The 14,096-nt window shown below is 59.4% G+C and carries 13 protein-coding genes and 1 pseudogene; 5 read left to right on the top strand and 9 right to left on the bottom strand.

The window, feature by feature from the left end:
- Positions 1-122: 122 nt before the first annotated feature.
- The 3 genes from AEQ67_RS03960 to AEQ67_RS03950 are packed head-to-tail and all read right to left on the bottom strand — an operon-like array spanning position 123 to position 4,098.
- Entirely contained in the window at positions 123-2,159 is a 2,037-nt protein-coding gene (locus AEQ67_RS03960) for an LTA synthase family protein (RefSeq protein ID WP_059402589.1), read from the bottom strand.
- A 32-nt stretch (positions 2,160-2,191) separates the two neighbouring features.
- Entirely contained in the window at positions 2,192-2,803 is a 612-nt protein-coding gene (locus AEQ67_RS03955; protein WP_059402588.1) for a hypothetical protein, read from the bottom strand.
- On the bottom strand, positions 2,800-4,098 hold the full coding sequence (locus AEQ67_RS03950; RefSeq protein ID WP_059402587.1) for a sialidase family protein: 1,299 nt from the start codon (positions 4,096-4,098) through the stop codon (positions 2,800-2,802). The genes AEQ67_RS03955 and AEQ67_RS03950 overlap by 4 nt, the downstream gene beginning before the upstream one ends.
- Positions 4,099-4,398: 300 nt before the next feature.
- On the opposite strand from AEQ67_RS03950, the gene AEQ67_RS03945 reads away from it, so the two are divergent.
- Positions 4,399-4,905, top strand: a complete 507-nt coding sequence (locus AEQ67_RS03945) for a GNAT family N-acetyltransferase (protein ID WP_059402586.1) — start codon at positions 4,399-4,401, stop codon at positions 4,903-4,905.
- 154 nt (positions 4,906-5,059) lie between these two features.
- Positions 5,060-6,037, top strand: coding sequence for a sugar-binding transcriptional regulator (locus tag AEQ67_RS03940; RefSeq protein WP_059402585.1), 978 nt, complete (start codon positions 5,060-5,062; stop codon positions 6,035-6,037).
- A 57-nt stretch (positions 6,038-6,094) separates the two neighbouring features.
- On the opposite strand, the gene dhaL is transcribed toward AEQ67_RS03940, so the two are convergent.
- From dhaL to AEQ67_RS03910, 6 genes are read right to left on the bottom strand one after another with little or no spacing between them, the layout of a single operon-like run.
- On the bottom strand, positions 6,095-6,742 hold the full coding sequence (gene dhaL, locus AEQ67_RS03935) for a dihydroxyacetone kinase subunit DhaL (protein ID WP_059402584.1): 648 nt from the start codon (positions 6,740-6,742) through the stop codon (positions 6,095-6,097).
- A 3-nt stretch (positions 6,743-6,745) separates the two neighbouring features.
- A complete protein-coding gene (locus AEQ67_RS03930) occupies positions 6,746-7,747 on the bottom strand; it encodes a dihydroxyacetone kinase subunit DhaK (protein WP_059402583.1) in 1,002 nt (333 codons plus the stop codon).
- 35 nt (positions 7,748-7,782) lie between these two features.
- Positions 7,783-8,541, bottom strand: a complete 759-nt coding sequence (locus tag AEQ67_RS03925; protein WP_059402582.1) for an SDR family oxidoreductase — start codon at positions 8,539-8,541, stop codon at positions 7,783-7,785.
- 55 nt (positions 8,542-8,596) lie between these two features.
- Positions 8,597-9,619, bottom strand: a complete 1,023-nt coding sequence (locus AEQ67_RS03920) for a substrate-binding domain-containing protein (RefSeq protein WP_059402581.1) — start codon at positions 9,617-9,619, stop codon at positions 8,597-8,599.
- Between the two features lie 44 nt (positions 9,620-9,663).
- Complete coding sequence (locus tag AEQ67_RS03915) at positions 9,664-10,659, bottom strand: ABC transporter permease (RefSeq protein WP_059402580.1); 996 nt, start codon at positions 10,657-10,659, stop codon at positions 9,664-9,666.
- Positions 10,656-12,143 (bottom strand): sugar ABC transporter ATP-binding protein, encoded by a 1,488-nt coding sequence (locus AEQ67_RS03910; RefSeq protein WP_059402579.1) that lies wholly within the window; start codon positions 12,141-12,143, stop codon positions 10,656-10,658. Before AEQ67_RS03910 ends, AEQ67_RS03915 begins: the two co-directional genes overlap by 4 nt.
- A gap of 269 nt (positions 12,144-12,412) precedes the next feature.
- Between AEQ67_RS03910 and rpiB the strand changes: the two genes are divergently transcribed.
- From rpiB to AEQ67_RS33540, 3 genes and pseudogenes are all read left to right on the top strand, one after another.
- Positions 12,413-12,892 carry a ribose 5-phosphate isomerase B gene (rpiB, locus tag AEQ67_RS03905; RefSeq protein WP_059402578.1) on the top strand — a complete coding sequence of 160 codons (480 nt, stop codon included), beginning with the start codon at positions 12,413-12,415 and terminating at the stop codon, positions 12,890-12,892.
- Between the two features lie 78 nt (positions 12,893-12,970).
- Positions 12,971-13,942 carry a transaldolase gene (gene tal / locus AEQ67_RS03900; protein WP_059402577.1) on the top strand — a complete coding sequence of 324 codons (972 nt, stop codon included), beginning with the start codon at positions 12,971-12,973 and terminating at the stop codon, positions 13,940-13,942.
- A gap of 17 nt (positions 13,943-13,959) precedes the next feature.
- Positions 13,960-14,096, top strand: a pseudogene (locus tag AEQ67_RS33540) (transketolase); the annotation flags it as partial.

The following is a 14,096-nucleotide window of genomic DNA, read 5'->3' as shown; positions in this document are numbered from 1 at the left end:
TAAGGTTAGACCCCAGTTGGGAAGTCAGCTAATAGGTGGAGTATTAGATCGTGATAGGCAGAGTCTTTTAAGGCGTCACGGGGAATCCCGCGTCTATTAGCAGTGTAGACGCGGGAAAACCTTCACTTGCGCACGTTCTGGTACAGCATCAACCGTGAGGTTTCATGCATGGCGCGGGTCAGTTCCACCAGGCGTTTGAATTCTTCAGGGTTTTGCTGGGCGACGTTGTCCAGCGGGGTTTGGGAGGCCAGGTCATGCAGGCTCGGCGAGCTGCCGTCATGCTCCATTTGCACCATATAGTGTTGGGTCACGCCGGCAATCAGCGGGAACGTGCCTTCACGCAAGACCAACGGCACCACGCGCTCACCCTCGGGCGCTGGCTGCTGGATATCACGGCCCATGCCGCTGTTGCGGAACTCAAGACCGGCCATGCCAGCCACGGTTGGCAGCAAGTCCACCAGGCCGACCGCTTCCTTGACCTTACGCGTCCCGAGCAAACCGGGTGCATGAATCAGCATCGGCACCGCGTTGCTTTCCAGGCCCAGTTGCTCGTAGGCCGGAGCCAGGAAAGGGATCTGGGCGATGCGGGTGTTGTGGTCGCCAAACATCACGAAAATGGTGTTTTCGTACCAGCCACCGGCCTTGGCGATTTCCATCAGGCGGCCGATGTTGAAGTCGAGCAAACGCACGGCGTTGTACTGCTCGACACTGCGTGAGCCCGCGGCCTGGACTTCTTCCAGGGTCGGGTGCTTGACCTCGAACCCGTCATTGCTCTTGGGAATCGTGAAGGGGCGGTGGTTGCCGGCCGTTTGCACGTAGGCGAAGAACGGTTTGTCCTTGGGCAGTGCTTGCAGGATCTGGTCGGTTTCCTTGAACAGGTCCAGATCCGAGATCCCCCAGACGTCCACCACCGGGGATTTCCAGTCACGCTCTTCGAACAAGCGGACGCCGTCGATGCTTTGCCGAATCAAGGCATTCATGTTGGCCCAGCCGGAGTTGCCGCCGATGGTGTAGATCTTCTCGTAACCGGTGAAGGCATTGATCAGCGTGTTCTGCTGGGTGATCAGCGGATTGCGCGTCGCGGTTTCCTGGCGCGTGACGTCCGGTACTCCGCTGATGCTGGCCCAGACGGTTTTTGCGGTCCCGGTCACCGGCACGTAAAAGTGCTCGAAGAACCAGCTCTGCGTGGCCAGGCGATCGATATTTGGTGTCGGGTTGATCGGGTTGCCATAGGCGCCGACGGCACTGGTGCCCAGCGATTCGAGCATGATGAACATCACGTTCGGTGGCCGTGAGCCCGGTACTTTGTAAGGTTGTGGTGCCTGATGGCGGACGAAGTTCAGGGTTTGCGGGTCGGGCTGGTCGACGCCCAGATACTTGGCCATGGCTGCGTAATGCTCGCGTACCTGAGCTTCGTCATAACGCGACTGGCCGACCTTGACCGTGTCGTAGAGGAAGATCACCGGGTTCAGGCCCAACGCAGCGACCTGGTTATTGCCCGAGAAGAATGCATCGCTCCAGCGCAACGGGACCGGGTTTTCCAGGTTCATGTTCTCGACACGGCCCAAAATGCCCAGCAGCACCAGCACGACCATCACCGCACCACCCCATGTCGCGGAGAGCTTGTGAATGGGCTTGCGCGGACGGTCCAGCGTGACGCGTTCCAGGCGCACCAGGGCCAGTGTCACGAAAGCGACCGTGGCCAGCCAACCCAGTGAAATCCAGATAACCGGGTAGGTTTGCCAGACCATGTCACGGGATATTTGCGCATCCTCGATGAAACGCAACACCGTGGCGTTAATCCTTACGCCCAGGTAAGCGTAATGGCCAAAATCGATGATGTAGATCAGCAGCAGAGCGCTGAGGATAGCGACCAGATACACCCGGGCGACGAGGCGAAGCAGGCGGCTGCCGATCAGGTTCCAGCGCGGAATCCAGGCCAGCAACGCCAACGGCAGCATCACCAGAATGGCAAGACGCAAGTCGAAACGAAAGCCGATGCCCAGGGTTTCCAGGACAGCCTTTTCGTCGCTCAGGGCTTTGGCGTCGAACCCGGAGAAGCCGAAAAAGAACACCACCCGCAGCAGTGCAAACAGCACAAACAAGATCGCTGTTGCGCCCAGCCAGTAATGCAAACGTCTCGATTTCAGCCAACCCATCCATGTTCCCCTGTTAAAAATGTCGATAAATCTCAAACGGAATTTTTTCGCATGGGACCGCACAGCGTGATGAGCTTGCGATACAGCCAGCGCGTCGCCAGCATCAGCAGTGCCAGGCAGCAATACAGGCCCAGCAGCGGATCAACCAGGTAATCCCAATAGTTGTGTGAAGGTTTTATCCCGGCGATGAAGGCCAGCGTCGCGCCGGCCAACATTGCGACGGCCAGGCCGTTGCGCAGGTAAAACAGGCCTAGCGTGAGCAGAGCGATGAAAATCAACAGGGGGCGTGGGCTGAAACCCAACCGGTAAGGGTCCAGATCACTCAGGCCCAGGGTTGCCGGGTACAGCACCAGGGCCATCGCGGCGAAGAGGATCAGTACGCTGGTTTGACCGTGCTGCGCAGGCGGCAAGATATCCAGTCGACGCAAGCAGCCCCACACCATGAACACCAACGAGGTGATCGCCAGGTCATCAATGTGGCTGCGCAAGTACGCGGCCAACGACAACCCGTCCAGCGGTATGAAGCTGGCAGCCAACAGTGCGATCAGCAACGCGATGCGCCAGGCCCTGTTCAGGCCAAAGGACGGCAGCACCAGGAAGATCATCATCGCGAAGCTGGCATGGGCTTGCCACAGACTAATCATTTGAGACGCTCGGACAGCCACGCATCATTGAAGGTGACGTGTTTGATGAAGGTGTTGTTCCAGGAATAAACCAGGTGATACATCCCGTCGGGGCTGCGGATGAAGTACGGGTATTCATATTCGAACTCACAGCCTTGGCTTTTGCAGACACGCTTGTCGAGGTTGTCGAGGAACTGCGCCTCCAGCGGTTCGCGAAGCTTGCCACTGGAACCGCGGAACTCTCTGCCGATGATTTCCTTGTAGGCGAGCGGTGAAAACGGCGCGCCTTGCGGATCCGGTGATTTGTCCAGGTCGCGCAACGAGCGCCAATCGTCCATTTTCGCGTCGGTGCCGTACAGGCTCAGCTTGAAGCGCCCCTCTTGCAGGTCGTTTAGCGCTACCAGCAACCCATGTTCGGGCGTCGCGACGGCTGCCAGTGAGGAATTCGGGTTCGACGGATCGAGCGGATAAGGTTCGCTCCAGGTTTGCCCGGCATCTTCCGTGCGGCTCGCCAAGACACGGTGATGAGTGTTGCCGGCATAGCGCAACAAGGCGATGCCACGCTGGCCATCCAGCGGCACTACCGCCGGTTGCAATGAGTTATTGCCGTGGCTGATGCGGTATTTGTCGATTACCTCGCCGTCAGCGCTCAAGTACAGGTACTCGGCAAACTTGCCCAGGAACTCGTGGTAGACCGGCAAACCGATGGAGCCGTCGACATGAAACACCGGTGCCGAGCGGACCAGGGTGCTGATGTTCAGAAAGGGTGACGTGATCAATTGGCGCGGCTCGGACCAATGCCCGCCAAAGTCGTCTGAAACCATCACATTGACGGCGCTGCCGGCCCATCCGCCCATCGACACAGACACGTAGAACAACCACAGGCGATTGTCCGGCGCGAGCGCGACCACCGGGTTGCCGAGTTTGCGTATGTATTTTCGAGTGCCTTGCTGGGTTGAATCACGGGTCGCCATGACCTGTTCCGCGCCCCACTCGCCGGTGCTCACATTGAAGCGGGCGGAACGTACCTGCACATCGGCTGCACCTTCGCGAGTCCCGGCGAACCAGACCGCCATCAGGCTACCGTCAGGCAAGGCGGTGACCGCCGAGGAATGCACGAAGTCCACCAGCCCGGACGAGGCAAAGCGGCTGGTATAAATGGGTTTGGCGACCTTGTCAGCCACCGCCATTGCCGGGCTCATCAGGGCAAAGGAAGCATGCTTGGGGGCGGGGTGGGTGAACCATGCGCCCGCAAAGAGGCAAGCAAGGGCAAGGTAAGCACCGAGGACAGGAAGACCGGGAAAGGTGATGCGCATAATTAAAACAGAACATCTCATGGCCCGATTGAGCGTCGTAACGTAACACTCGCTAGTACATGATCGGGTTTTATGAATGACTGTTTTGTAAGTAGATGTTTGTAGGGCGCTGCGGTGTTGTTGAACCGAACTTGATCGCGTCGCGGACACTACTGCGCTAGACGGTTTGCGCTTTGGACCAAGCGTATTTGTCAGCCCTCACCGCCGCTGGTCGCACAGCTGGACCTGAACAGCGAACGCTTCTCTCCATCCTCCGCAAAAAGTAATCTGTCACCCCCGATACCTGGATGGATCCAAACCATGCACCTGACCTACCGTCCCGTCAGCGCTGAAGATGTTCCGACAATTTGCGCCTTTCCTCAGAGTTCCCAAGAGCTTTTTTTTATGTTCCCGAAGGCGCAATACCCGCTGACGGAAGACCAACTGCAGGCATCGATTGCGCAACGTTCCGACTCAACGGTGGTTGAGGGGGACGGTTCTGTCATGGGCTTCGCCAACTTTTATACGTTTGAGCGCAATGGCATCTGCGCGATCGGCAACGTGATCGTGTCGCCCCAGGCTCGGGGGCAAGGTATCGCGAAGTATTTGGTACAGACGATGGTAGGGCTGGCGTTTGAACGCCATCGGGCTCGCGAGGTGCAGCTGTCATGCTTCAACGAGAATACGGCGGGGGTGCTGCTGTATCCGCAGCTCGGGTTTGTACCGTATGGGGTTGAAGAGCGGTTGGCGCCGGACGGGCGGCGGGTCGCGCTGATAAACCTGCGATTGGTTACCGGAGCCCAAAGCCCGGAAACCCCGTGCGCGTAGATAACGCTTGCCCGTCGTGCTGCGAAAAAAAGTGTGGCTGGAGATTTTCGATCTGGCGAAGCGTATTGCGCCGAGCTGAATTCGCTATTCGCCGCTGGACTTGGCCGGTGCTGAGTAGGGAGAATGGTTTTTTGTTGCGAAAATGGAAGCTCACATGACTGACAGTGCACAGCGTGCAGCCAGCGACATCGATCTGATGACTGAAGTGGCCATGCTTTATTACCTCGACAACATCACTCAGGAGGCGATCGCCAAGCGCTTTGACTTGTCCCGGGTGAAGGTCAGCCGGCTGCTCAAGCGTGCCCGTGATGAAGGCGTGGTCGAGGTACGTGTACTGCAGCATCCTGCGATGAACATTGAGCTGGAACAGGCATTGGTCGAGCGCTTCCAGCTGGATCGGGCGTTGATCGCCGTCGACCATGGTGACCCCGATACCCAGCGCTCGGCGGTTGCCAGCCTGGTGGCCAACTACCTGAACAAGACGTTGAGCGATGGCATGATCATCGCCGTCGGCATGGGCCGCAATGTGGGGGCCGTGGCCGAAAACGTGTTCCTGCCGGTCACGCGCAATTGCACCTTTGTCTGTGCCATCGGCGGTTCGCTGAAGGCAGGCGAGTACATGAACCCCGACCATATTTGCCGTCGCCTGGCGTTACGCTTTGGTGCGGAAAGCGAAACGCTTTATGCGCCAGCCCTGGTGGCGAACCCGGAGTTGCGCAGCAACCTGATCAATAACGACACCGTGCGTTCGACTCTCGACCGTGCCCGTCGCGCCGACATTGCAATGATTGGTATCGGCGACATGAGTGAGGACAGCAATATGGTGCGCATGGGGTGGTTCTCGCCTCAGGAAATTGCCCAGGCACGCCTGTCCGGGACCGTCGGCGATATGATGGGATACGACTTTATCGACATTCATGGCCGGCCGGCCGTGAATACCCTGCAGGGGCGGGTGATCGGTTTGACGGTGCAGGAACTGGTGCGCATTCCCAATGTGGTGGCGATTGCCAGTGAAAACACCAAGGCGGCGGCGACGCTGGGCGCCTTGCGTTCGGGCGTGATCAATACGCTGGCGACGACGGTGTCGAATGCCTACACGATACTCGCGCTGGACGATGCCACCCGTAAATAGCACTAAACGCTTTGTAGGAGCGAGCAAGCTCGCTCCTACAAAGGAGGCTTACAGCAATTAGCTTTGCAGTTGTGCTTCAACCGACTCGGCAAGATTGGTCAGGATCAAGCAGCAAGACACCGCACCAGCATCCAGCACGCCTAGCGAACGCTCACCCAGGCGGCTGGCCCGACCGATTTTCGCGACCAGGTCCCGGGTGGAATCCCGACCTTGGGAGGCCGCGATTTTCATCTGCCCCAAGGCCTCGCTGAATGACGCGCCGTTGGCCTCGGCCTGTTCAAAGGCTTCCACTGAAGGAATCAGCGTATCCATCAGGCACTTGTCGCCGACGCCCGCATCGGTGATGTCTTGCAGCGATGTGAGGCCGCCGCGCAACAGTCTGGCGAAACGTGCCGCATCGATTTCTTCGCGCCCGCGCACTTCGTCGGCCATGCCGATGAACAGGCTGCCGTACAGTGGCCCCATTGAGCCGCCGATGCCTTCCATGAGCGCCAGGGTCAGCTCGTCAAGCGCTTCGGCCAGGGATAGCTGGCGACCTTCGAGGCTTTTGCCACAACGTGCGAAGCCCTTGGCCATGTTGATGCCGTGGTCGCCGTCGCCAATGGCGCCGTCCACTTCGCTGAGGTATTCGCGGTTGGCGACGATGATCGAGACCAGGTTGGCCACGATGGCGCTACCAGTGCTACTCGAGAAATGCTGGCTCATGGTTCACTCCGACTGGGACATGCCGATGGAGCGGCACGGTTGATCGATCAAGGTTGTCAGTTCAGCGTCGAGCCCGAGCAGGGTCAGGGTGACGCCCATCATTTCCAGCGACGTGAAGTAATTGCCGACGTAGCAACGATGAACGCGCAGACCTTTGGCGGTGAGCAGGCGCTCAACTTCCGCGTAGAAAATGTACAGCTCCATTACCGGTGTGGCGCCCAGACCAGAGACCAGCACCACAACGCTTTCATCCTGGCTGAAATCGCGGTCGGCGAGAATCGGCGCGATCATGCGTTCAGCCATGACTGCGGCGGATTCGACCGGGATCACTTCGATCCCCGGCTCGCCCTGGTGGCCGATACCCAGTTCCATCATGCCATCGGCAATCTGAAAGTTCGGCTTGCCTACCGCCGGAATGATGCACGGGGTCAGGCCGGCGCCGATGGAGCGGCACTGGTCGACGGCTTTTTGTGCCACGCGAATCACGCCGTCCAGATCGTAGCCTTGGGCGGCTGCCGCGCCGCCGACTTTCCACATGAAGATCTCACCGGCGACACCGCGACGCTTGGCAATATCTTCCAGGGGCGCGGAAGCCACATCGTCGTTGGCCACAACGGTGCGGACGTTCATTTCTTTACTGGCGGCCATTTTTTTTGCCAACTTGATGTTCATGTTGTCGCCAGCGTAGTTGCCATACAGGCAGGCAACGCCTGCGCCCTGATCGGCGGCGCGGAACGCATCAAAGAAGCTTTTGGCAGGGGGCGAGGAGAAAATTTCCCCGACCGCCCCGGCATCGCCCAGGCCGGGACCGACATAACCGAGGAACGCCGGCTCATGGCCGGAGCCGCCGCCGGTGACAATCCCCACCTGACCGGCAGGCGAAGGTTTACTCTTGCGGATGACCCGCGGATTGGCCTCGCACCGGACCAGTTCCGGGGGAGCCACGAGGATGCCCTTGAGCCTGTCCTCAACCACCTGGTCCGGATCGTTTATGACTCGATTCATGGAGTATTTCCTTGTTCTTGTAAGGTTAAGGCCGATCACTGAATGCTGTAGCCGCCGTCGATCACCACGTTTTCGCCGGTGATCATCTTGGCCGCGTCGCTGAGCAGGTAAAGGACCAGGCCGGCGATTTCTTCGGGTTGGGCGAAACGTCCGATCGGGATCTGCAGTTTGGCCCGTTCGCCCAGTTCGCCGGCCCAGGCTTTCTTGCCCAGAGCGGTTTCAACAATGGTCGGTGAGACGGCGTTGACGTTGATGCCGTGTGGCGCCCATTCCATGGCCAGGACCTTGGTCATGCCGACCACGGCGGCCTTGCTTGCGCAATAAGCCACGTGCCGGTCCAGACCAATCACGGCCGCCTGGGAGGCGAGGTTGACGATGCGTCCGCTGTTTTGCTTGATCATGTGTCGGGCACAGGCCTGGGCCACGAAAAAACTGGCCTTGAGGTTGATGTCCAACGTGGTGTCCCAGGCGCTTTCGCTGACATCCAGCGCCTTGTCCAGCAAGGCGACACCCGCGCTGTTGACCAGGAAATCAAGACGGCCGAGCTGTTCGGCGGCCCGGTCAATCGCGGCGTTTACCTGATCGAGTTGACGCAGGTCGACGGCCAGGCCCACATGCCCGGCGCCGAGGCTGGCAGCCACTTCGACCACTGCCGGGTCGCGATCCAGCAGGGCGACCCTGGCGCCGCGCTCCACCAGCAGGCTGGCGCAGGCCAGACCAATACCGGCAGCGCCGCCGGTGATCACGGCGCCGCGGCCGTTGAGGTCGAACGCCTGATTCCAGAAATTGGACATTGCATATACTCCATACGGGCCGGATCCGGCCCGGGTTTTCAGGTTAAGCAAACGCTTACTTGGTTCCGGTGACTTGCGTGTACAAATCATCGGCGTTGTTACCGGTGACCGGCACCCACGGCAGGATGTACGCCTTATCGATACCTTCGCCCCATTTCACATCATTGGCATAGCGTTCCCAGATCGCCGACTGCGGTTTGTAGTCTTTGCCTACCAGCGTTCGCAGGGCCATATCGAGAGCGCCTTGGGATTGAGCCTGAGCGTCTTGCAGGAAGGTGGTGATTTCACCTTTTTTGGCGGCCTGGATAGCGTCGGGCATGCCGTCGATGGCGGTCACCGGTACATCGTCTGGCGACAGGCCACGGGACTTCACCGCCTGCAAGGCACCGAGGGCCATGTCGTCGTTTTGCGCGATAATGCCGGCGATGCCACCGTTGGGGTGAGCGTTCAGCCAGTCTTCGGTCAGCGTCAGGGCTTCGGCGCGAGACCAGTTGGCTGTCTTCATTTCGATGATCTTGATTTGCGGGTTTTTCAGCAGGACTTCCATCTCGCCTTTTTGCCGGTCGATCTGCGCCGACTGGCCAATCGGGCCCTGGATGATCGCCACGTTGCCTTTGCCCTGGAGCTTGTCAACCATGGCCTGGGCCTGGAGACGGCCACCTTCGACGTCGTCGTTACCAATGAACGGAACGTTGGCGCCGGCGACCTTGGTGTTGGAGGCGATTACCGGGACGCCGCTGATCTGGGCCTGGGTCACGGTGGCGGCACCGGCCTTGGTATCGATCGGCACGAAAATGATCGCGTCGAAATGCTGGGTGACCATGGTTTCGATCTGGTTGTTCTGGGTCATGGCGTCATAGTTGCCGTCGAACACGGTCAGTTTCACGGTGCCGTCCTTGACCGCCGGGTGTTCCTTTATTTCACGAACCCAGTTTTGCATGTACTGGCCCTTGAGACCGTACACCGCGGCGCCGATCTTGTAGGTCTTTTCCTGGGCGAAGGCGATGCTGCTGGAGAGCAGGGAGACAGCCGCCAACGCCGTGAGGGATTTGCCGAGTCTTTTCGTGGAAAGCTTCATGGGAACTCCATTATTGTTTTAGTCGTTCGGTTCAGTGGCAGGACTTAGCGTTTCTTCTTGCGCCAGACATCGATGAGCACCGCGAGCACGATGATCAGACCCTTGGCAACTTGCTGGTAATACGAGGACACCCCGAGCAGGTTCAAACCGTTGTTGATCACGCCGATCAACAGGGCGCCGAACAGGGTGCCGACGATGCTGCCGGTGCCGCCGGAGAGGCTGGTGCCGCCGATCACTACGGCGGCGATGGCGTCCAGTTCATAAGAACCACCGGCCTGGGGCAGGGCCGAGGTGGTGCGGGCCGCGAGCACCACACCGGCGAGGCCGGCCAGCAGGCCCGAGATCACGTAGACCGAGAACGTCACTTTGCGTACGCCGATCCCGGAGGTGCGGGCGCTTTTTTCGTTGCCGCCCACGGCGTACACGTAGCGTCCATAGGTGGTGTAACGCAGAACCATCCAGAAAATCAGTGCGACCACGGCAAAGATAAGGATGGGAATGCCGATCGGGCCCAGCTTGCCGATGCCCAGCGCCAGGTAGCTTTCGGGCAAGTCGGTGACCGGGCTGCCGTCGTTGAGAATGAAGGTCATGCCACGGGCTACGCTGAGCATGCCGAGGGTAGCAACGAAGGGCGGAATCGACAGGTTGGCGACCATGAAGCCATTGACCACGCCGAGCATTGCCCCGGCGAACATGCCGGCGCTGACGGCTGCGAGCAAGCCATAACCCTGGGTCGCCACCAACGCGCTGCACAACCCGGCAAAGGCCAGGATCGAGCCTACCGACAGGTCGATACCCTTGGTCAGAATCACGTAGGTCATGCCGACGGCAAGAATCCCGTTGATCGAGGTCTGGCGCAGGATGTCCATCCAGTTGCGCCAGGTCATGAAGTATTCGCTGGTGAAGGCCATCACCAGGCACAGCAAGATGAAAACCAGTGGCAGGCCAAAGCGGTCCAGGGCATAGCGCAGGCGGGCGCGTGATGAGTGGGTGGGGGGGATGGGGGCAGGGGCAGGTGTGGCAAGAATTTTGGTGTTCATGAGGCGAGACTCAACAAGGCTTCCTGGGAGAGGGCGGTATCGGTGCTGACGGTGACCAGTCGGCCACCTTTGAAAACCGCAATGCGATCACTCAGATGGAGCAGCTCCGGGGCTTCGGACGAGACCACGATGGCCGCGCCGCCGGCACGTACGAACTCGTCCAGCAGGTGATAAATTTCCTGCTTGGCGCCTTCATCGATGCCACGGGTCGGCTCGTCGCAGAGCAGGCAGATCGGCTGCGTCGACAGGCACTTGGCGAGCACGACTTTCTGCTGGTTGCCGCCACTCATGGATTCCACGGGCAGATCGAGGGACGAGATCTTGATTTGCAGGCGCTTGACCATGCTTTGCGCCAGCTCGTTTTCCTTGCGGGCATTGATCACTGACCAGCTCGACAACTGCTTGTAAGCGCTGAGGGCGATGTTGGCCATGATGCTGCCGCTGAGCACCAGGCCGCTGTCCTTGCGGTCCTCGGTCACCAGTGACATGCCGGCGCGGATCGTCGCGGCCGGTACGCCGATCGGCAGGGGCTGGCCCTGGAGCGTGACGCTGCCGGCGTCGGGTTCGGTGAGGCCATAGAGGCAATTGAGGAATTCGCTGCGGCCCGAGCCCATCAGGCCGTAGATACCGAGAATCTCGCCTTGGCGCAGTTGCAGGCTGATGTCCTGGAACTCGCCGTCGCGACTCAGGCCGCTGACGTCCAGGCAGTTGTGTGCGGCGCATTCGCGACCGACTTTGTGATCGATGCGCTGCAACTCCTGACCGACGATGCCACGCACCAGATGCGCGCGGTCGATATCGGCCATGCGCCCGCTTTCGACGAAAGCGCCGTCGCGAAAGATGCTGTAGTCGTCGGCAATTTGTGCCAGCTCGCTGAGGCGGTGGGACACATAAATGATCCCGGCACCACGAGCGGTCAAGCGGCGGATGGCCTTGAACAACGTTTCCGCTTCGCGCTCGCCGATGGCCGAAGTCGGCTCGTCCATGATCATCACCTGACAGTCATGGCTGAAGGCTTTGGCGATCTCTACCAGCTGGATTTGCGCCACACTCAGGCGGTGCATCGGGCTGGTGGCGTCGACGTCGAATTCCAGGCTTTGCAGCAGTTCGCGGGTGCGTCGGTTCAGCTCCTTGCTGTCGACGATACAGCCGGCACGCCGGGGCTCGCGGCCCAGCCAGATGTTCTCGGCAACCGTCATATAGGGGATGGGTTCCAGCTCCTGAGTGATCATCGCCACTCCTGCAGCCAGTGCGTCACTGGGGCGATCGAACTGCACCGGTTTGCCGTTGAGCAAAATGCTGCCGGCGTCGCGCTGGGTGATGCCCATGAGAATGCTGAGAAACGTCGATTTGCCTGCGCCATTGCCGCCGCACAGGGCGTGGACGCTGCCGGCACGGAGGGAGAGGCGTCCGTCACGCAGGGCGGGGATCCCTGCATAGGCTTTGGCGACATGTTCAGCCTGGAGCAGTAATGGCGTAGCCATCGGTGTGTCCTCTTGCTGATTTTCTTGTTAGGTCTGACTGATCATCTGATCGGACAGTGATCATATGTTTAAATCAATTCTCTGCGCTCTGTCAACGACGGTTAGCATTCTTTTGCTTTGTTTTAGCGTTTTGCTGGTTTTATGCGGCTTTAGATCAAAATACCGCTTGACATGAATGGGTTTGTGGCAGGGTAATGGTTGTGCATAATTTCATTGCGTGATCATTTGATCGTTGTCAGCGCTTCTTGCCTGGCAATGGAGGAAAACTTATGGATGCAAACACAGCGTTTTCTGTGGCCATCGGTAGCGATGAGGCGGGCTACGAGCTCAAGGAGCTGCTCAAGCTCCATATCGAATCGTTGGGCTACAGGCTTCAGGACTTTGGCTGCTACTCGTCCAGTCCGGTGCTTTACCCGGATATCGCGGAGGCGGTGGCGACGGCTGTCAGCACGGGCGAGCATCGCTTGGGCGTGTTGATTTGCGGGACTGGCATCGGCATGGCGATTTCTGCGAACAAGATCAAAGGCGTGCGTGCCGCGCAGGCCCACGACACCTATTCCGCCGAGCGCGCGCGCAAAAGCAACGACGCACAGATTCTGTCGATCGGCGCACGGGTGATTGGCCCTGAACTGGCCAAGAGCATCGTCAAAATCTTTCTTGAGTCGGAGTTCGAAGCTGAACGCTCCGGGTCGAAGGTCGAGCGGATTACCGCGGTTGAGAAGGCGAACCGGGAGCTACCGAGTCAATAAGGCGGGGATTTACCGTGCCGCGCGTCTGGTCAGGTTAAGCGCCAGGGACTGAAATACAAATCAACAAGAGCCCAGAAAATGTCCAACCTGCTTGAACAATTAAGACAACACAGCGTTGTGGTGGCCGATACCGGCGATCTCGACGCGATCCGCCGTTTCGCGCCTCAGGACGCGACCACCAACCCTTCACTGATTTTGAAGGCGGTCCAGTCCGGAAAGTACGACGCTCTGGTCGATCAGATTCTGGATGATGTGCGTGGCCTTGAGACAAGCGTCGAAGACGCGATAGATGAAGCCTGCGACCGTCTGGTGGTTGCCATGGGTCAACAGATTCTCGAGCTCGTGCCGGGGCGAGTGTCGACTGAAGTGAATGCCCGGCTCTCCTTTGATAGCCCGGCGAGTATTGCCAAGGCGTACCGCCTGGTTGAGCTGTACGAACAGGCCGGCATCGGCCGCGAACGCATCCTGATCAAACTCGCCGCCACCTGGGAAGGAGTGCGCGCTGCGCAAGTGCTGGAGGCTGAAGGGATCCAGTGCAACCTGACGCTGATCTTCAATTTCATTCAGGCACGGGCCTGCGCCGAAGCGGGGGCTTACCTGATCTCGCCTTTCGTGGGGCGCATTCTCGATTGGTACGGCAAGGCCGATCCTGGTGTTGTGTATACGCCTGAGGAAGAGCCGGGCGTGCAATCGGTGCAACGCATCCTGCGGTACTTTCGCCAGTATCGGTATCCGACCGTGGTCATGGGCGCGAGCTTTCGCAATGTCGGTGAGATTCAGGCGTTGGCCGGTTGCGACCGTCTGACCATCAGCCCTGCGCTGTTGGAGACGCTGGAGGGGAATGGAGGACTGTTGGTGCCTATGCAGATTGATGCTGCCGGGCATGACGGCGCCTTGCCAAAACAACTGACCGAAGCCGAGTTCCGCTGGCAAATGAACGAGGACGCCATGGCAACTGAAAAGTTGGCCGAAGGCATCCGTGGTTTTGAAGCAGATCAGTTGAAGCTTGAAGTGTTACTGCGGGAAAAACTTGCCGGAGGTGTCGCTTGAACCAGCCTGAACAAATCGTGAACTCGCGCCGTCGTGAGCGTGCCAACGCCATTCGTGCCCTCAGCATGGATGCCGTGCAAAAAGCCAACAGCGGCCATCCCGGTGCCCCTATGGGTATGGCGGATATCGCCGAAGTACTTTGGGGTGACTACCT

The organism is Pseudomonas sp. RIT-PI-q (assembly GCF_001297125.1).
GTDB lineage: Bacteria > Pseudomonadota > Gammaproteobacteria > Pseudomonadales > Pseudomonadaceae > Aquipseudomonas.
This window is presented reverse-complemented; position numbering and strand designations above follow the sequence as displayed.